The 20,575-nt window shown below is 44.1% G+C and carries 20 protein-coding genes and 1 pseudogene; 16 read left to right on the top strand and 5 right to left on the bottom strand.

What is annotated here, in order from left to right; all coding sequences use genetic code 11:
- The first annotated feature begins 54 nt into the window (after positions 1 to 54).
- Together ACFVU8_RS20495 and ACFVU8_RS20490 are read left to right on the top strand one after the other, a co-directional pair.
- Positions 55 to 1,029: a formylglycine-generating enzyme family protein gene (locus ACFVU8_RS20495; protein ID WP_387429779.1), complete on the top strand. Its 975-nt coding sequence runs from the start codon at positions 55 to 57 to the stop codon at positions 1,027 to 1,029.
- A gap of 714 nt (positions 1,030 to 1,743) precedes the next feature.
- Entirely contained in the window at positions 1,744 to 2,289 is a 546-nt protein-coding gene (locus ACFVU8_RS20490) for a hypothetical protein (RefSeq protein WP_379464819.1), read from the top strand.
- Positions 2,290 to 3,009: 720 nt separating this feature from the next.
- Here the strand turns inward: ACFVU8_RS20490 and ACFVU8_RS20485 are convergent.
- Together ACFVU8_RS20485 and ACFVU8_RS20480 are read right to left on the bottom strand one after the other, a co-directional pair.
- Positions 3,010 to 3,222 carry a hypothetical protein gene (locus ACFVU8_RS20485; protein WP_387429776.1) on the bottom strand — a complete coding sequence of 71 codons (213 nt, stop codon included), beginning with the start codon at positions 3,220 to 3,222 and terminating at the stop codon, positions 3,010 to 3,012.
- Between the two features lie 187 nt (positions 3,223 to 3,409).
- On the bottom strand, positions 3,410 to 4,324 hold the full coding sequence (locus ACFVU8_RS20480; RefSeq protein ID WP_379464818.1) for a helix-turn-helix transcriptional regulator: 915 nt from the start codon (positions 4,322 to 4,324) through the stop codon (positions 3,410 to 3,412).
- Positions 4,325 to 4,426: 102 nt separating this feature from the next.
- Here ACFVU8_RS20480 and ACFVU8_RS20475 point away from each other — a divergent pair, with 102 nt between their 5' ends.
- The 3 genes and pseudogenes from ACFVU8_RS20475 (at position 4,427) to ACFVU8_RS20465 (ending at position 5,913) form a co-directional block, all read left to right on the top strand.
- On the top strand, positions 4,427 to 4,891 hold the full coding sequence (locus ACFVU8_RS20475; protein ID WP_387429774.1) for a VOC family protein: 465 nt from the start codon (positions 4,427 to 4,429) through the stop codon (positions 4,889 to 4,891).
- Positions 4,892 to 4,979: 88 nt separating this feature from the next.
- A pseudogene (locus ACFVU8_RS20470) lies at positions 4,980 to 5,231 on the top strand (MFS transporter); the annotation flags it as partial.
- A gap of 94 nt (positions 5,232 to 5,325) precedes the next feature.
- Positions 5,326 to 5,913 carry a YdeI/OmpD-associated family protein gene (locus tag ACFVU8_RS20465; protein ID WP_387429771.1) on the top strand — a complete coding sequence of 196 codons (588 nt, stop codon included), beginning with the start codon at positions 5,326 to 5,328 and terminating at the stop codon, positions 5,911 to 5,913.
- 231 nt (positions 5,914 to 6,144) lie between these two features.
- On the opposite strand, the gene ACFVU8_RS20460 is transcribed toward ACFVU8_RS20465, so the two are convergent.
- Complete coding sequence (locus ACFVU8_RS20460) at positions 6,145 to 6,894, bottom strand: DeoR/GlpR family DNA-binding transcription regulator (RefSeq protein WP_175371274.1); 750 nt, start codon at positions 6,892 to 6,894, stop codon at positions 6,145 to 6,147.
- A gap of 283 nt (positions 6,895 to 7,177) precedes the next feature.
- Between ACFVU8_RS20460 and ACFVU8_RS20455 the strand changes: the two genes are divergently transcribed.
- The 8 genes from ACFVU8_RS20455 to ptsP all read left to right on the top strand — a co-directional run bounded on the left by ACFVU8_RS20455 (position 7,178) and on the right by ptsP (position 15,674).
- Complete coding sequence (locus tag ACFVU8_RS20455; RefSeq protein WP_379464815.1) at positions 7,178 to 7,882, top strand: ribulose-phosphate 3-epimerase; 705 nt, start codon at positions 7,178 to 7,180, stop codon at positions 7,880 to 7,882.
- Complete coding sequence (gene hxlB, locus ACFVU8_RS20450; RefSeq protein WP_387429768.1) at positions 7,883 to 8,443, top strand: 6-phospho-3-hexuloisomerase; 561 nt, start codon at positions 7,883 to 7,885, stop codon at positions 8,441 to 8,443. It begins immediately after the preceding gene.
- Positions 8,444 to 8,460: 17 nt separating this feature from the next.
- Positions 8,461 to 9,621, top strand: coding sequence for a mannitol-1-phosphate 5-dehydrogenase (locus tag ACFVU8_RS20445; RefSeq protein WP_387429766.1), 1,161 nt, complete (start codon positions 8,461 to 8,463; stop codon positions 9,619 to 9,621).
- Positions 9,622 to 9,641: 20 nt separating this feature from the next.
- On the top strand, positions 9,642 to 10,079 hold the full coding sequence (locus ACFVU8_RS20440) for a PTS sugar transporter subunit IIA (protein ID WP_387429765.1): 438 nt from the start codon (positions 9,642 to 9,644) through the stop codon (positions 10,077 to 10,079).
- Positions 10,080 to 10,132: 53 nt separating this feature from the next.
- Entirely contained in the window at positions 10,133 to 11,572 is a 1,440-nt protein-coding gene (locus ACFVU8_RS20435; protein WP_387429763.1) for a PTS mannitol transporter subunit IIBC, read from the top strand.
- A 70-nt stretch (positions 11,573 to 11,642) separates the two neighbouring features.
- On the top strand, positions 11,643 to 13,664 hold the full coding sequence (gene tkt / locus ACFVU8_RS20430) for a transketolase (protein WP_387429761.1): 2,022 nt from the start codon (positions 11,643 to 11,645) through the stop codon (positions 13,662 to 13,664).
- A gap of 17 nt (positions 13,665 to 13,681) precedes the next feature.
- On the top strand, positions 13,682 to 13,954 hold the full coding sequence (locus ACFVU8_RS20425; protein ID WP_387429759.1) for an HPr family phosphocarrier protein: 273 nt from the start codon (positions 13,682 to 13,684) through the stop codon (positions 13,952 to 13,954).
- Positions 13,947 to 15,674, top strand: a complete 1,728-nt coding sequence (gene ptsP / locus ACFVU8_RS20420; protein ID WP_387429756.1) for a phosphoenolpyruvate--protein phosphotransferase — start codon at positions 13,947 to 13,949, stop codon at positions 15,672 to 15,674. The genes ACFVU8_RS20425 and ptsP overlap by 8 nt, the downstream gene beginning before the upstream one ends.
- A gap of 158 nt (positions 15,675 to 15,832) precedes the next feature.
- Here ptsP and ACFVU8_RS20415 read toward each other — a convergent pair whose 3' ends face one another.
- Positions 15,833 to 17,023 carry a coenzyme F420-0:L-glutamate ligase gene (locus tag ACFVU8_RS20415; protein ID WP_387429754.1) on the bottom strand — a complete coding sequence of 397 codons (1,191 nt, stop codon included), beginning with the start codon at positions 17,021 to 17,023 and terminating at the stop codon, positions 15,833 to 15,835.
- Between the two features lie 108 nt (positions 17,024 to 17,131).
- Here ACFVU8_RS20415 and ACFVU8_RS20410 point away from each other — a divergent pair, with 108 nt between their 5' ends.
- The 3 genes from ACFVU8_RS20410 to ACFVU8_RS20400 all read left to right on the top strand — a co-directional run bounded on the left by ACFVU8_RS20410 (position 17,132) and on the right by ACFVU8_RS20400 (position 19,769).
- Positions 17,132 to 18,022: a LysR family transcriptional regulator gene (locus ACFVU8_RS20410; protein ID WP_175371283.1), complete on the top strand. Its 891-nt coding sequence runs from the start codon at positions 17,132 to 17,134 to the stop codon at positions 18,020 to 18,022.
- Between the two features lie 171 nt (positions 18,023 to 18,193).
- Positions 18,194 to 18,778: a GNAT family N-acetyltransferase gene (locus tag ACFVU8_RS20405; protein WP_387429753.1), complete on the top strand. Its 585-nt coding sequence runs from the start codon at positions 18,194 to 18,196 to the stop codon at positions 18,776 to 18,778.
- Between the two features lie 52 nt (positions 18,779 to 18,830).
- Complete coding sequence (locus ACFVU8_RS20400; protein ID WP_387429750.1) at positions 18,831 to 19,769, top strand: SDR family NAD(P)-dependent oxidoreductase; 939 nt, start codon at positions 18,831 to 18,833, stop codon at positions 19,767 to 19,769.
- A gap of 196 nt (positions 19,770 to 19,965) precedes the next feature.
- Here the strand turns inward: ACFVU8_RS20400 and ACFVU8_RS20395 are convergent, their stop codons facing one another.
- A complete protein-coding gene (locus tag ACFVU8_RS20395) occupies positions 19,966 to 20,547 on the bottom strand; it encodes an LOG family protein (protein WP_379464804.1) in 582 nt (193 codons plus the stop codon).
- Between the last annotated feature and the right edge of the window lie 28 nt (positions 20,548 to 20,575).

Raw genomic sequence — 20,575 nt, 5'->3', positions numbered from 1 at the left:
TAGTACGGCCAGGGAACTTTTGCACATTTGAATACTGCGACAGGAGAGAGAAAGATGAACCATCCAATTCCCAAAGCATGCTGCTCGGTGAGCAGACAGCATACGAATGATAAACTTATACAAGCAGCAGAACCGGTTGCGACACCATGCACTCTCAGTGCTCCATCTAGTCTCCGATTTGACTGGGTAAGTTTAACAGGCGGTGCGTTCGAGATGGGAACGAATGACTCGGAAGGCTTTCCGGACGATGGGGAAGGGCCAGCTCGAAAGATTGAGATTGATCCGTTTTACATTTCGGCTTATACAGTCACAAATGCGCAATATCAAGCTTTTGTTGAGGCTACGGGTTACATAACGGAAGCGGAGAAATTCGGTTGGTCTTATGTATTTCATCTTCTGGTGTCCGAAGAGACAAGGAGCAAAGTGAAGGGTTCCTCGCAACAGGCGCCCTGGTGGTTGGCGGTAGAAGGAGCAAATTGGAGAAGGCCGGAAGGAATAGAGATTGGCATCACGGATCGAATGGATCATCCGGTCGTTCATGTCACTTGGAATGATGCAATAGCGTTCTGCAAATGGTCAGGGACAAGGCTGCCAAGCGAAGCGGAGTGGGAATACGCAGCACGTGGTGGATTGAAAGGGAAAAGATACCCGTGGGGAGACAAACTGAAGCTTGACGACCAGCACATGTGCAACATTTGGCAAGGAAAGTTTCCTGTTAAAAACCATGCAAGCGACGGTTATATCGATACGGCTCCGGTCCATACATTCGAACCGAATGGCTATGGTTTATATCAGGTGGCAGGAAACGTATGGGAGTGGTGCGCAGACTGGTTCAGTCCGGCTTATCACCAAAAGACGCAAAATGTGAATCCGATATTTAATATCGATACAGGACATAAATCGATGAGAGGAGGATCTTACCTTTGTCACCGTTCCTACTGTAATCGCTACAGGGTTGCTGCTCGAAGCTCGAATACACCGGATAGCTCAAGCGGTCATTGTGGCTTTCGAGTCGCAATGCATGCATAAAAGTTCCAAGGGACTACCGGAAATTATGATTTGGAAATTTCGATCTATTTGGGAAGATATCATATTGAACGCAAAAAGCTTTCCGAAACGGACCAGCAACGTGGCTCATATTGAAAAGATTTTTGCGTTGGCTGGATCTAGCCGAAAATATGACGAAGCTCGTCCGGCACCGGACGGCTTTTTCGCGTCGCCGGGTCCATTGCTACACTCGTTACTAACGTTTCGGAACATGGTTCGCCCTGGTCGTACGTATAAGCTGCAACATCCATTTCTGCCAATCGTCCAAGAATGGTCACTACCATGTCCCTGCTCAATGTTTTATTTGGTGCAAAGGTAAGTGAATGTTCACTTTTAAACAATTTACAGCCTACAACCATATCGATTTGCTTCTTTGCTCAGTGATCTTTCAGATCGTCAAATCATTCAGACGGTGCTAGATAACCGACTCCACAAGTAGAAAAGTGAGTTGTTGGAATGACAAGTAATTTATTTACTCGACTGTTGCGATTTCCTATGACAAGCATCTCAAATGGGCAGACCTGTAGTAGGAATTAGTAATAACAGTTTAGGCGGATATCTTGAGATGCTAAAGAATGTCGAATAACGGCTTCTTCTCGAGAGCTTGTTGATAAACATAGACAACGATCTGCCCGAAATACGCTTGTCGAATTCGGCACACCACTTTAAGAACGATAGTTAAGGAAGCGATTAATAATGAGGCGACTTAAATTCAAAAAGCTCATTCTACTGATATTCACAGTTTTTGGACTGTCAGCCTGTCAATCCAATGAAATCGTTGAAGAGTTTTCAACACCACAAAATTTTATTACGCACAGCAATTCACGTTTTAACTTTAGTGTGGGTATTCCCGATAATTGGGATTACAGGGTTGAAGGAACTGAAAATTACAAAGCTACCGAATCGAGAGAAGCCATACCTGATGCAGGAATTGTTATAAATGTTGAGAACGATCCTGAACAAAAAATATCTTTGTCTGGCCAAGAAGGAACACTGTCTTGGGACCCCGCAGGTAATGCTGTTGTAGAAGACTTTGTCACGCAAACCGGATTAAAGGGTAAGAAATATACCAGTGAGGATCAAGATACGATCTCCATTTATTATGTGTTTGATCAGAATCAATTAAGGGATCTTGGATACAATACAAGAGCTTTAGGCGGGAACATCCATATGACGAAGGACGTTTACGAGCAAAACAAGGATACTATTGAACTTATCATTCGGAGTATCCGCCTCTCATAGCTAGTGAAAATATCCCGGCAGTCTCATCGGCGTGACCTATCTTGCGTCCCCTGAGCAATTGGTTGAAATAAGTGCCGTCGCACACACGAACTAACTCGGCCACCGTAGTTGGCGCAACAGGGACGGTCGGGCTTCGGATAGGCACAACCGCCATTGGCGCAAAGCAGAAGGGTTTCACCTAGTAAGTGTGAAGTAGTCTCCATCTGATCGTTAGGTGGGGACTATTTTACGTTTACGGTGTTCATCCAGTCTACGTTATAAATCTATGCTCTAACCTACATCCTCACAATACAAATTAGGCCAGCTATTATAGCTGGCTTTTTAGCATGATCTTGGTTTCGTTTTATAGAGTAAAGAGAATCTTTAGCCAGATTGTTTCCTAACTACCGAGCAAGCAGGAGATTCATCTGCACGTCCATTTGGCTATGCATGGAGATGGGGTCGCTGACAGCAAATGCTCCGGATCTATGGAATAGACACGATTATTTTGCACAGCCTTTAACTGCTTCCAAATGAAAGTCTTCTCCAGCGTTCTGAAGCCCATCGTATAAATTATAAGCTCCACGGCACCAGAAGTTGCCAAACACATAAATGGAATCGGTGCGTATTTCGATAACTGACACCGTTTCTTCCTTGGATATGAATCTCCGTATTTCGGTTCTGTGACGTTCAGCTTTCTGTTCATATTGCATAATAAGCTGCTGCGCCATCCTCTGTTTGTTAAAAGCATCGCCAAGCATCGCCAAGCATCGCCAGTAAAGTCATTGGTTTATGGTCGTTCTGTGAGAAGATCATCGTAGATGCAACGGTTGACAGCTCTTCACATTCCTGTTCGTTCGATACCAGTATATATTCCGGATGTAGTTCGGCGATCTCTTCCAGTTGATAAGGAATATTGTTCACCCGGTGAATATCCAGAATAAGGTTTCGCAAGTAGGGTCTGTTGGTCAAATTCTTTGCGGCTGCAGTGGGACGGATGCCAAGTGCGAGTAAATGCCCAAGACAGGTTAAAGCACAAATATTAGCTGGTTTATTCTCATAGTTGCGGACAAATTGTCCAGGCGTTAGGCCCTCCGTCTGCTTAAAGCGGCGGTTGAAATAGAATTCATCCCCTCTGCTATCATCTGGAATAATTATCCATCATTTTCTTTAAATATTTTCGAAAGTCTTCAACATATGTTTTGGGCTCTAGGATGGTTAGATTGGTGCCGAAACTTGCTAAAAATTGAAATCCCGTACTGTTTTGAGGAACATAAATGGTTGCTAATAAAAATTCAGCACTATAGTTTTCAATACTTTTCCGACCGTATCTTTCAATGAATTGATCTTTGATGCCAGGCGAAATCAATGCCTTAATGGCGACTAGCTGCGGTTGATAACTTGCTTGTTGCACTTGTTCCAACAAATCATCCCTAGGGCTAAATGTTTTTTCATCCATAGTAAGCTTATCGATCCGGGATAATTTAAACGTTCTATACCCCATACGATCTAAACAGAATCCTTTCAGATACCAACTTCTTTCGCTAAAATGAAGCTGATAGGGCTCGACAATTCTATTCGACGTAGCGCCATCCTTATCTATATAATCAAATGAAACTAACCTTCTCATTAATATGGCTTCTTGACATGCCCTCAAGGTTTGAAGGATCTCAGAACGCCCCTCCCAATCATAAAATGACAGTTGAATTGAACTTTTCAGAGATAAGGGGCTAACCATCGCTTCTATTTTTTTTATAGTAAGTTCAACTTCTTCGCTAATTAGAATTTGTTCCAATCCGCCTAGCGCAGTTAATATATTCTCTAAGTCGGTGCTGCTTAAAAGACGTTTATCAACTTTGTATTCATCCATAATACCGTAGCCGCCATTAACTCCATGGGTAGCATAGATCGGGATGTTTGATAGACTCAGTGTTTCCATATCACGAAGAATCGTTCTTTTGGAAACATTAAATAATTGCGCGAATTCACTAGTCGAAACGATATTTTTTTTCAGCAAAATCATTATTATAGAAATAAGTCGCTCAACCTTGTCCATATTTCCTCCTCTTATTTCTCTACATCATCTGAGAACGGTGACATATAGTTGTCACCTTTTGTAGATTATACTACATTTATCATAAGAAGGAGGGATTACTTTATGTCAGCTATTGCATATTTGAATTTTGATGGAATCACAGAAGAAGTGATTGAATTTTATTCGGAGGCTTTAAGTGCAATTGAAGTAAAGAAAGTGAAATTCGGGGATATCCCGCAAGATCCAAACTACCCAATGCCGGAAAATGAGTTAAATATGATCATGGAGTCTTCCATCGAATTCGCAGGCGGGAAGCTTATGATGTCGGACATTCTGCCTTCCATGAAGGCGGTAACAGGTGAGCTGGTGCAAGGGAATAATATTCTGATTAGTCTGGTCATCGATGATAAGCAAAAACTGGAGGAGTACTTTGGTCGTTTGTCCATTGGTGGATATGTCACCATGCCGTTATCCAATTATCCTTGGTCTTCGTGTTTTGGAACGCTAGTTGATAAGTTCGGGGTCAACTGGAAATTTAATAGTGACGCGGATAAATTCCTAGATCAAGTAATAGCCAACAAACAGTAACTCACTTCTGAAAAATGGTCTTCCAGCTGAAGGCCATTTTTTTTATACCGATGGAGGCACGATTTATGAAAAACAGCTATTCTTCGCTGGGCTGATCGGAGTTCTTCCCCAAATCACTCAAAAGTTTCACATAGCGCCCTCGGAGGCCGGATACCTTGTCAGTGCATTTGCGTTAATCGTTGCGATTTCGGGCCCATTCCTAACCTTACTCGCATCCGGCATGAATCGAAAAGCAATCTTACTTTCCTCTATCCTGATGTTTGCCATCTCTAATTTGGTGTATGCTTATACTAGCTTGTCAGGAGTGGTTATGCTTTTATTGCTTGCTTTCATACTGATCATGATAAAAAAAGCCATTTCTAATGCGCATGTTGAGAAAGCAAGCGTGAATTAACCGATATATGATAACTGTGGAGAGGAGTTTCTTTTTATATATGGAAATGGATCATTTGACTCCCGTAAAATCGAGAGAAGAGCTGAGGTTCTGGCTACAGGAGAATAGTAGGACTGAAAAATGCTGTTGGGTCTTGGTCAGTATGACGCCCAAATCGGATACGCTCTTATATTTGGACGCGGTCGAGGAAGCTTTGTGCTTTGGATGGATTGATGGAGTCAAGAAGAAAATATCTGAAACGGAGCTGGCTCAGAGACTATCTCCCCGAAGCCAAAAAAGCTCATGGACTGAATTGAATAAAGAACGTGTTCGCCGCCTCGAAAAGTTGGGACTCCTGACAGACGAAGGAAGGAAGGTTCTTCCTGATATGGATTACGATTCTTTCAAAATAGATGAAGATGTAGAGCAAAGATTAAAAGAGGAAAAGCAAGTATACGATCATTTCATGGCCTTTCCAGAGCTTTATAAAAGAGTCCGGATCGACACGATACAAAGCAATAAGAAACAGCCAGAATTGTTTCAGAGCAGATTAGACAAATTCATAACAAATACTAGAGAAAACAAAATGTACGGTCAATGGAATGATCATGGACGTCTGCTAGATTACATCGTGGAGGAAGAGGAATAAAATAGCTGCAGCATTTGCACGCAGACAGGGCTGCCCGGATAGGGTGGTCCTGTTTGTGTTATTTATGAGTGTACTTTTAAAGGATAAGTTCTTCTGTTCAATACGTAAAAACCTCCTTGTACAAAGAAGAGATCTAGTTATCTTCGTATAAGGAGGTTTTTGCTATGCTCAATTTCATGTTGATACAATCATGTACAATTTGTCGGGGAGTACACCGGAGGGTAGCTATTCCTATTCCGTCACAATGATACCTTGATTAGCGTACAGCCCTGTAATTTCGGGATGCACATGCTCTGTAACGAGATAAGTCAACTGGTTGGACGGACATACAATATGATTCGAAATTGTATTCAGCTTATTAGAGGTTACCATTCCCAGCACCTCGGTGGAAATAGATATCATTTTTCTTTTGACCAACGCTTCGGTCAGACTTGGAACACTAATGCCGATATACGGATCAATGTTGTAGACGCCCATAATGTATAGATCGCTGCGCATTGTGTTGAGTGTTTCTACGGTATCAATACCTAAATTGACCATGGACTCCTTGAACAAGGTGCCGCCTATCATAATCACCTCTACTGAATTATGGTTGGACAAGGCCATCGCGATAGGCGGGCTATTGGTAATAATAGTAGCTTTTAATGTTAATGGAAGCTGCTTCACCAGATACAGGTTGGTCGTTCCTCCATCAATAAGAATGACCATATTGTCTTTGATATAATCCAGCGCTTTGAGTGCCAGCTTCGTCTTCAAGTCACTGGAAACATTTTGCCTCGTGGAAAAATCCTCAACAGGCGGGCCTATGCGGAGTGCACCGCTATGAACTCGTTTGACAAGCCCTTGTATGTCAAGATCCTTCAAATCTCTGCGGATAGTATCCTCAGATACGTTTAAGCGTTTACTTAAATCGCTGGCGATGACCTTGTGCTCAGTGTTTAAAATCTGCACGATTTTTTGCTGACGTTCTTCTTTTAACATGTAGTCCGTACCCTTCTTTTCTTTTTAGTGTAGCACAATTTTCAAAAAAACTGCAATAAATAGGTCCTTGTTTTGCATGTTTATCATTATTATGCCTGGTTCATTCACCTGAATTGACGTTTTTTTTGCGGTTTATATGCATGATGCGATAAAAAGATTAGCTAATTTATGCGTGTTTATAATTGTTGTCTTATTTAATTCGAAAATAAACGCTTTACTGCGCATATTTTTTGTTTTATACTCGTACAAAGAAGCATATAAACGCATAAAAGGAGACATAAACATGAGCAAAAGAGCAATCACAATTGCACCATCTATCATGTGTGCGGATCTTTGCAATCTGGAAAGTGGAATTAAAGAAATCGAGAAGGTCGGACTGGATACTTTGCATGTTGATGTTATTGATGGAAGCTTCAGCCCAAGCATGCCGCTGGGAATCGATACAATCAAGCAGCTCCGCAAAATTACAGATATGAATTTTGATGTTCATATTATGTCGAATAATAACGAATTTTTTATCCAAGAGATGATCAATATCGGGGTACAACAAATTACTTTTCATGTTGAAAGCGGTATACATGTTGATCGTTGTCTCCAACTTATTAAAAAAAGTGGCATTAAAGCAGGGGTAGCCTTAAATCCTTCTACGCCGTTGTCTGTGCTGGATCATATCCTGCCGGAATGTGATGTAGTGCTGCTGATGCTTATTAATCCAGGCTTTGCAACAGACAAGAATGAGAAGCAAGTGCCTTATGCTGTGAAGAAGGTAGAGGAGTTGCAGCAACTAATCCAAGCGAAGCAGCTGAACACAAAAATTGAAGTGGATGGTCGGGTGTCCCTGGATACGATCCCTGCACTTGTAGAGGCAGGAGCGGATATTTTGGTCGCGGGCTCAACCAGTTTGTTTATCCCACACCGCAGCTTGGCTGACAACAAAGTATTGGTTGAGGAAGCAATTCATCAAGGACTTCAAGCGGGGGTGAAGTAAATGAGTCCATTCAATGAGGTGTCCAAGGCCATTGCTAACGAGCTTTCCGAGACATTGATCAGTATCGAGCCTCAGCAGGTTGAGCAGTTGGCAGCAGCGATTAAAAAGGCAGATAAAGTTTTCTTTGTAGGTGTTGGCAGAGTACTATTGTCCCTAAAGTCGATTGCTAAGCGATTAGCGCATCTCGGTGTGAACACCTTCGTAGTTGGTCAAATTACGGAGCCGGCGATTACGGAAAATGATTTGCTCATTGTGGGATCTGGCAGTGGAGAGACGGCCTTCCCGCTTATCATTGCCAAGAAGGCGAAGCAATTCAAAGCAACCGTTGCACATATCGGAGCTAACCCGCAGAGCTCCATGAGAGAGTATGCTGATATATTTGTACGAATTCCCGTTAGCACAAAGCTGAATTTGCCAGGTGAAATCCCGTCGATTCAACCGATGACCAGCCTGTTTGAGCAGAGTCTGTTGTTACTTGGCGACACGATCTCATTAATGATTGTCAAAGAAAACAATGTCGATATGCACGCTCTGTGGCAGTACCATGCCAACCTGGAATAAGAGGTAGAAGGGGGCTTATGATGAAGGCGGTTCATTTTGGTGCCGGTAATATCGGCCGAGGTTTCATAGGGAATGTGCTTAGCAAAGCCGGGTTTGAGGTATGCTTTGTTGATGTTAATCCAGAGATGATCGACACCATCAACAAAACGAATAGCTATAAGGTTGAACTTCTCGATGCGGATCATACGATTGAAGTGATCTCGCCGGTGTCAGCGCTTAACAGCATAACACAAGAGGAAGAGGTCATTGCGAATATCGGAGCAGCCGACCTAATTACGCTTTCTGTAGGTGTTCCGAATCTGTCTAAGGTTGCCAATATTCTGTTCAAGGCTCTGCTCTCCAGAGCAGAACTTCGCAAGGGCCCAATAGATATCATTGCTAACGAAAATGCAATCAACGCTTCGACGACCTTGCGTAAGGAAATTGAAAGGCTTGCCTCTGCAGAAGAAATGGCAACGATCCTTTCGTTTGCAGGCTTTCCTAATGCGGCGGTCGACCGGCTTGCATTATCCCGAAGAACTAATGAGGGGGAGTTGGTTCAGGTTGAGCCATTTTTTGAATGGATCATTAATCGTTCGGAGATGCTGAATCATTCTTTGCCTTTATTGGATAAAGTCATTTATGTAGATGATTTGACGCCCTATATTGAGAGAAAGCTATTTATCGTAAATATGGGTCATGCCGCAGCAGCCTACCTTGGTTACCTGTATAACGAGCCGACTATCCAGCGTGCGCTTGCTCATCCGGACATCGAAGCTACGGTTCAGGGGGCGATGTATGAGGTGGCCCGTTATTTTGAAGCAGCCTATGGCAAGTCTGCCGAAGAATTACAAAGTTTTATCGAAACAACATGTAAACGCTTCAGAAACGAACAGGTGAGCGATGATATTTTTCGGGTTGGCAGGTCCCCAATTCGGAAGCTTGGTCAGGATGAGCGGCTTGTAAAACCAGCGACTGAGTTGTATAAGCGAGGTCTTCCTTACAGCCAGCTTGCCAAAGTGATTGCCGCCGGTTATTTATTCAGCAATACGAAGGATGAAGAGGCGGTAGAGCTGCAAGACTATATATCAGAACAAGGTTTGATAAGCGCTCTGGCAGCTTTTTCACACATTACCGAGCCGGAAGTACAGGAAGTAATAAGACAGCATGTTTCTGCATTGACAGCTGTATCCAAATGAATGAAGAGGGGCTAAACATCATGTTAAGTCATTTTTTGAAAAATAATACTAAATTCCTTCAATCGGTTCATAGCTGGGAAGAATCCATTCAAATAGCGGCTCAGCCATTACTGGATCAAGGCGCCATTACAACTGCTTATGTCCAGGCCATGATAGATAATGTGCATAAGAATGGTCCGTACATCGTGATCGTACCGGGTATTGCTATGCCACATGCTAAGAATACAGGCAATATTAATGCCACAGGAATGTCCTTTTTGAAACTGGAAACACCAGTGTTATTCCCGGAAGGTAAGGAAGTAAGCTTGTTGTTTGTACTTGCAGCTGAGGATAGTACAGGACATTTGGAACTTATTACAGATCTCTCCTCTATGCTGATAGACGAGGATGTAATGGTGAAGCTGCTCCAAGTAAGCAGTGAGACGGAATTAATATCCCTCATCGAAGAAGTGGAATAACACCTGCAAATGGTGTTGAGCAGCAGAAAATTTGAACTAAGGGGACGATTCCAATGTCCAGTGTTGCAAAGCAGAAATCATCAATACGTGCACGGATTCAAGTTGTAGGCGGTTTTTTGACCAACATGGTTATGCCTAATATTGGTGCGTTTATTGCTTGGGGGATTTTGACCGCGCTATTTATTCCCACGGGCTGGTTCCCAAATGAGAAATTGGCGGAAATCGTCGGTCCGGCCATCACGTATTTACTGCCTTTACTGCTTGCATCTACCGGCGGAAGAATGGTAGCAGGCAATCGGGGTGCGGTAATGGGCGCAATTGGAGCGATTGGTCTTATTGTCGGATCCGATATACCTATGTTTTTAGGGGCTATGATTATTGGTCCTCTGGGCGGATGGGTCATTAAGAAATTCGATAAAAGCCTGGAGAACAGAATGCCAGCGGGCTTTGAAATGATCATTAACAATTTCTCTATCGGAATATTGGGCTTTATATTAATGGTGTTCTCTTACTATGTAATTGGTCCGGTGATCGAGGGTGCAAATGCCTTTGTCACAACATCGATTAAAGCCATGGTTGCAGGCGGCTACTTGCCGTTACTGTCTCTCATTAATGAACCGGCCAAAGTATTATTCCTGAATAATGTTATCGATCAAGGTATTTATTATCCACTTGGTATGCAGGATACTTTAAGCTCAGGCAAATCGATTTTCTTTACAGTGGCCTCCAACCCGGGACCAGGTCTTGGCCTTCTGCTTGCATTTTCATTCTTTGGGAAAAAGGCAGCGAAGAAAACAGCGCCGGGTGCTATTATTATTCACTTCTTCGGCGGGATTCATGAATTGTACTTCCCTTATGTATTAATGAAACCTCTGACGATTATTGCAATGATTGCAGGCGGCATGACAGGCATTACAGTCTTTAATCTGTTTCATGCCGGTCTGGTAGCAGGACCAAGCCCAGGCTCTTTTATTTCATATTTGGCGTTAACGCCAAAAGGAAGCTTCCTCGGCATGTTTCTGGGCGTGCTTGCTGCGACAATCGTTTCTTTTGTGATCACCTCTATTATTTTGAAGCTGGACAATAAGTCTGATGATGAGGAAAGCTTCAGCAGCTCTCAGGAAAAATCCAAAGCAATGAAAGCTGAAGGTAAGGAACTGCTAAATGAGATTGTAACGGATGCACCTGCTACAACAGAAATTAACAAGATCTCTTTTGCATGTGATGCCGGAGCAGGAAGCAGTGCCTTAGGGGCTACCACCTTTAGAAAGAGACTGCAAAAGAAAAACATTACCGGTATTGAGGTCAAGCATTTCAGAATCGAAGACGTACCGGATGATTCCGATATTATTGTTGTTCATAAGGACTTGTACGAAAGAGCGCTGCTCAGACATAAGGGCAAGAACATTGTGACGATCAGCAATTATATTGATGATCCAAGTTTAAGAGAACTGCTTGAGACGGTTGAGAAGAATAAAGGAACTACAGTGTAAGCTGTTTGTTATTTGACGCTACGATTGTCATGAAGACAAGGATATTTTGAGAAGAGGACGGTTGAATTGCATGAGTCAACATAAGTCAATAGATGAGCTTTCGATTGCAACAATCCGCACGATAGCGATCGATGCGATAGAGAAGGCTAATTCAGGGCACCCGGGTATGCCGATGGGGACAGCACCTATGGGTTATCAGCTATTCGCCAACACTATGAAGCATCATCCGGGTCAGCCGGACTGGTTGAATCGTGACCGCTTCGTACTATCAGCAGGACATGGATCAATGCTGTTGTACAGCCTCCTGCATCTATGCGGTTATGATCTTCCGCTTAGCGAGATTAAGCAGTTCCGGCAATGGGGCAGCAAAACTCCGGGACATCCGGAGTATGGGCACACACCTGGGGTTGATGCAACGACAGGCCCCCTCGGGCAAGGGATTGGCATGGCTGTCGGCATGGCTGCAGCCGAGGCGCATATGGCGGCGACGTATAATAAAGAAAAATTCCCGATTATCGATCATTTCACATATGCGATTTGCGGCGATGGTGATCTGATGGAGGGTGTGGCCTCTGAGGCAGCATCGCTTGCAGGCCATTTGAAGCTCGGTAAGCTGATCGTGCTGTATGATTCCAATGATATTTCGCTTGACGGCGAGTTGGGGCTTTCCTTCTCAGAGAAGGTTCGGGACAGGTTCCAAGCTTATGGCTGGCAAACCATGCTCGTAGAAGACGGGAATGATTTGAACGGAATAACTGCTGCCATAGAAGAGGCACAACAGGACAGCGAGCACCCAACTTTAATCGAAGTCAAGACGGTAATTGGATACGGCAGCCCGAATAAGCAGGGGAAAGGCGGACATAGAGGGCCGCATGGTTCTCCACTTGGTCAGGAGGAAACCAAGTTAACGAAGGGTTTCTATGAATGGGAGTTTGAAGAGCCGTTCTATGTACCGGATAAAGTCCGTGAACACTTTGCACAAGTGAAGCAGCGTGGCGTCGAAGCATACCAGGCATGGGAGCAGCTGCTTATGGCTTATAAAGAGGCTTATCCAAAGCTGGCTGACCAGCTTGAAACGGCGATATCGGGAGGGTTGCCTGAGGGCTGGGAGCAACTACTGCCGGTGTATGAACAAGGGGATGCTGCTGTATCTACACGAGTAGCGTCAGGTCATGCGTTAAATGGCTTGGCACAGGCTATCCCTTTCCTACTAGGCGGGTCTGCTGATTTGGAGAGCTCGACGATGACGCACCTGAAGGGTCAAGCCATGTTCACTCCTTCCAGCTATGAGGGCCGGAATATTTACTTTGGTGTCCGTGAATTTGCCATGGCTGCTGTGATGAACGGTATAGCTTTGCATGGCGGGTTAAAAGTATTTGGGGGAACGTTCCTCGTATTCGCTGACTATTTACGTCCGGCCATTCGACTGGCGGCACTGATGAAGCTTCCGGTTACCTATGTGTTCACACATGATAGTATCGCTGTGGGTGAAGATGGACCAACGCATGAACCGATTGAGCAAGTGGCTTCTTTACGTATTATTCCTGGTCTGACGGTGATTCGGCCTGCCGATGGCAATGAAACATCTGCAGCCTGGGCGCTTGCGGTTCGGAAGCAAGAAGGACCGACCGCACTGATTTTGACAAGACAAAATTTGCCGATTCTGAAGCAGAGTCAAGCACAAGTCTCTGAAGGTGTGAATCGGGGCGGGTATATCGTATCGGATGTATCGACTGGGAAGCCGCATGTGCAGCTGATTGCCACAGGCTCAGAGGTACAACTTGCCGTTCAGGCGCAGGCAGTGCTTGCTGAAGAAGGCATTTTGGCACGCGTCATTAGTTTGCCGAGTTGGGAGCTGTTCAAGCAGCAAGATCAGGCTTATCGCGATGCTATATTGCATCCGGAAGTTCACGCACGACTTGCGATCGAAATGGCACTTCCGTTTGGCTGGGAACAGTTTACGGGAACAGAAGGTGCTATTCTTGGGATTTCGACTTTCGGTGCATCTGCACCGGGAGACCGGTTAATGAAAGAGTTTGGATTTACAGTGGAACATGTAGTTGCACAGGCTAAGGCATTATTGAATTTATAAAGATGGAGTGAAGCCGGATGAACAAGACATTTATTATTACAAGTAAGGAAGGAATTCATGCGCGCCCCGCTACTGCTCTTGTAAACGTAGCACAGAAATTTCAATCAGAGGTAACTGTTGCTTCTAATGGTCGTAATGTGTCGCTTAAATCGATCCTTGGCGTGCTTTCACTAGGTGTCGGGCCAGGAGAATATATTTCCTTTCAGGCTACAGGAGAAGATGCGCCAGCTGTGATCTCTGCTATTGAAGCGGTATTTGAGCAGGAAGGGCTGGGCACAGTTCATGAATAACATATCCGGGATAGCTGCCGCCGCAGGAATAGCAATTGCTAAAGCCTTTGTTATTAAAGAGCTTAAGCTAACAATTGAACTGCGGGCTGTTCCAGATCCGGAAGCGGAAGTCGCTCGTTTTCATCAGGCACTGGCCGTCTCTAGGGACGAACTGAAAGCGCTGAAAGAGCGGACACTTCAGAAGCTAGGCGAGGAAAAAGCTAAAATTTTTGAAGCACATCTGCATATCATGAGTGATCCTGAACTGATCGAGCCGGTAGAAGCGCAGATTCGCAGCGGCCACTGCAATGCCGAGTTTGCACTGCAAGAAACTTCTAATATGTTCATTAAAATGTTTGAAGATATGAAGAGCACTTATCTGCAAGAGCGGGCAGCAGATATGCGAGATGTGACCAAGCGTGTATTGAACCATTTATTGTATGCCAAGTCGACAGATCTCAGTTCTATTCATGAAGATGTCATTCTTGTTGCAGAAGACTTAACCCCGTCTGACACCGCACAGCTGAACAGGAATTATGTAAAAGGCTTTACGACGAATATCGGAGGGAGAACTTCGCACTCTGCCATTATGGCGAGATCTATGGAAATCCCTGCTGTTGTCGGAACCAAGCATATTATTGACCAGGTGCAGGATGGTGACCTGTTGATTTTGGATGGATTAACGGGAAGCGTGTTTGTCAATCCTGATCAGGAAACGGTTGCTTTGTATCGTGATAAGCAGGCTGCATACGAAGCGCAGAAGCTGGAATGGAAACGGCTGCTGCATGAGCCAAGCGTAACGGCTGATGGTCATGGGGTAGAGCTGGCAGCGAATATTGGTTCTCTATCTGATGTAGAGGGAGTTCTAGCGAACGGCGGAGAAGCGGTAGGATTGTTCCGGACAGAGTTTTTGTATATGGGCAGAGACACTATGCCTTCGGAAAACGAGCAATACCATGTGTACAAAACAATCCTTGAAAAAATGGAGGATAAGCCCGTTGTCGTTCGGACGCTGGATATCGGCGGAGACAAGGAGCTGCCTTATCTTCAGCTTCCCAAGGAAATGAACCCGTTTCTAGGCTTGCGGGCCATCCGCCTATGTCTGGACAGACAGGATATATTCCGAACACAGCTTCGGGCACTTCTTCGTGCCAGTGTGAGTGGCAAATTGCGGATTATGTTCCCAATGATCGCTACGCTGGATGAGTTCAGACAAGCGAAAGATATTTTATTGGAAGAGAAGGACGCGCTGGTGCGTGAAGGTATTCCGGTTGCGGAGGATATTGAACTAGGCATTATGGTGGAAATTCCTTCAACAGCTGTTCTGGCGAATTTGTTCGCCATGGAGGTTGATTTCTTCAGTATCGGCACCAATGATCTGATTCAGTATACGCTTGCCGTCGATCGCATGAATGAAGGGGTGTCCTACTTGTATCAGCCATATAATCCTTCCATACTGCGGCTAATCAAAATGGTGATTGACGCAGCGCATGCAGAAGGCAAATGGGTTGGTATGTGTGGGGAGATGGCAGGGGATGCCATCGCAATCCCGTTATTGCTCGGTCTGGGATTGGATGAGTTTAGTATGAGCGCAAGCTCGATTCTCCCAGCCAAAAGCCAACTGACGAAGCTGTCTTTCCAATCGGCTCAGCAATTGGCGGAAGAGGCGCTGAACTGTGCAACTGCGCAGGAAGTTGCAGCGCTTGTACAAGCAAATAACGAGCAGCTGACAGTAAGTTAACAGCATTTACCCTTGGCATATAACAAACCTTCAAGCGATGTCTTTCAGTGAAATCACTGTGGCATATCCCATAAATAAAGTAAAGCTGGGTACCTCTGCAGGTGCCCAGCTTTTTTTGCGAGTAGTCTTATATATTGGGAGCAGGCTCCCAAAAAACGTTAATTCGTATAGTTATCAAAATATCCTTGAATAAAGATAATTGGCGTACCCTTATCGCCACTTCCGGAAGTCAGGTCAGATAAAGAGCCGATCAGATCGGTCAATCTTCTAGGTGTCGTACCTTGTGCTTCCATGGCGCCTACCAGATCGGTCTCTTTATTGTTAATGTATTGAGAGATGGCCTGCTGCAATGCCGCACCTTTCAAATCAGCGAAGTTGTTATCAGCAAGGTATTTCAATTTCACCTCGTTTGGTGTGCCATCTAGTCCTGCTGTATAAGCAGGCGATACAACCGGATCAGCCAGTTCCCATATTTTACCGACAGGATCTTTAAATGCTCCATCCCCGTAGATCATCACTTCGACGAGCTTGCCCGTTTTTTCTTTGAGTCTGCGCTGAATGTTATCCACGATTGGTTGGCAATTGCGCGGGAACAACTTTATGCTATTTTCTGTCGACTTATTAGAACCAAGCAGACCGTAGCTTTCATTACATCCGCTGCCATCCACCGATGTAGCCAGTATGTCATCGAGGCTATATACTTTTTCTCCGCCATTGGCCTTCAAAATTCTCTTCGTTCTGAATCTTGTATGGATATCACAAGTCAGTACATGTTTAGTATATTGCAGGATAGTCTTGGGATTATTGGAGAAAATGACTTCACATTCCACGCCATATTCTTCAATTAATGATTTATAGTAATCGATATAATCGATGCCGGTAAAGGTATGCTTTTTATATCCAAACAGCTCGCGGAATTGTTGCTCTGTCAGTACATCGGTCCAAGGATTAACCCCTTTTTCATCAAGCTCGTCCAGATCCACTAAGTGGTTGCCTACTTCATCCGACGGATAACTGAGCATGAGCACAATTTTTTTAGCGCCTTTAGCAATACCGCGAAGACAGATAGCAAAGCGGTTCCGGCTTAAAATTGGGAAAATAACACCGATCGTATCATCTCCAAATTTGGAGTTTACATCTTGTGCAATATGATCAATGGTAGCATAGTTGCCTTGCGCACGTGCAACGATGGATTCCGTAACTGTAACGATGTCTTTATCCTGAATGCTGAAGCCTTCCACTTCGGAAGCTTTTAGAACGCTATCTACTACGATGTCTTCGATGCTGTCTCCATGATTAATGATGGGGCAGCGAAGGCCTCTTACAACTGTTCCGACGACTCTTTCCAATATAATCGCTCCTTGCATAATTTGGATTCCTATTTGTAATATACACTCAGCAAGTGGTATAAATGAAATTAATATATTGAATACGTGATATAAGAGGTGCTTATAGGAGTGAGTAAGTTAGATTTATATAAAGTGTTTTGTACAGTGGCTAGGAACACAAGCTTTTCCAAAGCGGCTCAAGAGCTTTATATGACACAGCCGGCTGTCAGCCAGGGGATTATGCAATTAGAAAGGGAACTCGATACCAGGCTATTCACCAGAACATCAAAGGGTGTATTTTTAACGGATGAAGGCCGCCTCTTATTTGACTATGCCAATTCGGCCATGAATTTAATCCACGTCGGGGAAGAAAAGCTGCTCGAATTGAAAAATTTAACGACTGGCGAGTTGAAGATAGGTGTAGGCGATACGATTTCCAAGTATTTTTTACTTCCGTACTTAGAAGAGTTTCATAATCGTTACCCCAATATCAAGTTCAAGATGGTGAACGGCACTACCCTTGAGATTTGTGCGCTAATTAAATCAGGCAGTGTGGATATTGGTATTTGTAATTTTCCGCTGGAAGATCCGGCACTAGAATTAGTCCCCTGCACTGATATTCATGATATTTTTGTATATGGGGAGAAATTTAAGAGCCAGTTAGCAGGAACGGTCACCCTGGAGCAGGTCGTCAAATTGCCGTTAATCTTCCTTGAATCCAAGTCCAACTCCAGAAAATATGTGGAAGACTATATGCTGTCTAAAGGAATTAAAATTTCTCCCGAATTTGAACTGGGTTCACATCATTTGTTACTGGAATTTGCCAAGATCAATTTAGGCGTAGCTTGTGTGACGAAGGAATTCTCCCAGAAATATTTGAATACTGGAGTATTGCATCAGGTTTCATTAACTGAGGAAATACCGAAGCGAAGTATTGGCATCTCTTTTTTGAAAAGTGTATCCTTATCGCCAGCATCGACAAAATTTGTTGAGATTATAAAGAACCAGTTATTGGATTGATTTTAGGCTAATAAAAATTCTAGAAATGGGTGAGATGAAAACGAGGCGCCCCGCATCACTCAGGTTTTCTTCATGAACGGTACAGTTTAGCTATAATTATTTTCGCCAAGTCATAGAATCTAATAAATGATTATGATGGATAAAAGGACATTTTCCCGAAGGAGCTATCTCATGGACACCTATACTCATAATCATGAAGAAGGTCATACATTTAGCATTGACTGTCAGGACATCATTTTAAGAGAATACATAGTTACTGATCTGGATGCATTTCATTCGCTTACCTGGCAACCTGAAATACATGAATTTTTGCCAGGCTGGAACGTAGCGAAAGAGCAGCGGGAAGAATGGCTCATACACTACGAAATTCCAGAGAACGGGCAGTTTCTGAAGGCTGTAGCAGAAGGTGGGGATGTTGGTGAACTCCGCCTTCGACTGGGTATTGTTTTGAAAGAGACGGGAGAGTTAATCGGATGGTGCGCTTCAGGGATAAAGGATGAATTGCCGGCCTCAAGCCGAGAAATTATGTACGCAATATCCAGGGATCATAGGGGTAAAGGATACGCAACACAAGCCGTGCAAGGGATGGTCAAGTATTTATTCGCACATACGAAGGTTGAAGTGCTGAATGCTATTGCACTTTTAATTAACTTGCCGTCTAATAAAGTCATCCAAAAATCCGGATTTCAATTGCAAGGGATTATTGAGATCGATAACGAAAGCTATAATCATTACAGGCTTGATAGAAAGAATTGAGTAATTCAAGATTAGAGGTCCAAGGCAAACTAAGATGTTAGGGAGGCCGGGTATGGAACAGCGAATGGTGATCATTACTGGGGCAAATTCGGGCATAGGCAGGGCGGCGACGCTGAAGTTTGCCAGTGAGGGCTATCATGTGGTGATGGCTTGTCGAAGTTTGCAGCAGAGCAGGGGCGTCCAGGAGGAGATTATACGGCTTTCCAGTAACGAGAGTGTCGATCTTATGGAGGTTGATTTGTCTTCTTTTGCATCCATCCGTGCATTCTGTACAGCTTTTATAGCCAAGTACCCCCGTTTGGATATCCTCGTCCATAACGCTGCTTACTTGAATCATGGTGAAAAAGAGTATAAGCTCAGCCCCGAGCATATCGAGCTGACCTTTGCGACCAACACATTTGGTCCTTTGCTAATGAGTCATTTGCTGCACGGCCTTCTTGAACAATCGCCAGACGCGAGGATTCTGCATGCCTGTACGACGAATATCAAGCATTTCTTTGATCCCAAACGGACGATTGAGTTCGATAATTTGCGCGGTGAATACCGTAGCACCCGGCCGTTCAGTATGTATAAGCGGTATGGGGATTCCAAGATGGCCTTATTGCTGTTGAACTTCAAGCTGGCCGAAGAGTACAAGAGCCGAGGGATTAACGTGAATGCCTTGCAGATTAATCGTGTAAAGTTGTCTACAGCGACGATTAACAAAATGAGTCCCCTGTGGCGAGTGCTGGCACGGGTCCAAAATCTGACCAACCCACTGCCATCCGGTATGGCTGATCATTATTTTCACATCTGCACCTCTGACGAATTCAAGACTGTCACTGGACGGTTCATTAACCACAGGAGAGAGATTATGCATCCGGCAACAACGGAGACAGGCCTCGCACAATTGAGGAATATCTTTGGATCGGAGAGCTATCCCGCTTACGCTGCGGATGAGCAGAACATAGAGAAGATATGGGCGCTGGGTATGATGCTGATCCAGGAGTAGATTGGGGCATGATCCGTTCACTTAACGGGCTATCCAGACATTAACGAACGTGGAACTACTTTGCCCGTTACTTCAATAAAGAAAGCAGATTGCATTAGCAATCTGCTATTTAAGCTATCGTTTCCCGTTAGAACGTAATAGAGAGTTGTTCGTACTTTAGTGAACGCTATTCTGTGGTTTGGAGAGCTTCATTTAATCAAGTGCGTTTTTCCGTGAGATACGTTCTGACAGGAGGAGCAGTATACATTGAAAATTGATTAAGTATCCCTTCCGGAGTTTGATCTATTAAGACCATATCACGAACGTTCGGTTGCATGAAACGTTCCCGGTCCATAACATTAAACATGGATACAATGGGATCGAAGTATTGATTTACATTCAATAAACCACAAGGCTTTTGATGCAGGCCAAGCTGGCCCCAAGTAAATATCTCAAAATATTCTTCCAATGTCCCTGGCCCGCCTGGGAGTGAAATAAATCCATCTGCTAATTCAGCCATTTTGGCTTTACGTTCATGCATAGAATCGACCATAATAAGTTCAGTCAAACCTTTATGCGCAATCTCACGAGTCTGTAAAAAATGAGGAAGCACTCCAATTACAAGGCCCCCTTTATCCAACACTGCATCAGCAACTTCTCCCATGAGCCCAGTAATAGCGCCTCCGTAAATCAGGGTGATTTCGCGTCTGGCTAGTTCATGACCCAGTTCTATTGCAGCTTCTTTATAAATTGCAGATCTTCCTTCTTTGGAACCACAGAATACAGCGATTGATTTCATAGATACATTTTCTCCATTTCTTTTGTTA

Source organism: Paenibacillus sp. NPDC058177 (genome assembly GCF_042883835.1).
Lineage (GTDB): Bacteria > Bacillota > Bacilli > Paenibacillales > Paenibacillaceae > Paenibacillus_AQ > Paenibacillus_AQ agri.
The sequence above is the reverse complement of the archived record's forward strand: the minus strand, read 5'-3'. Positions and strand labels throughout refer to the sequence as shown.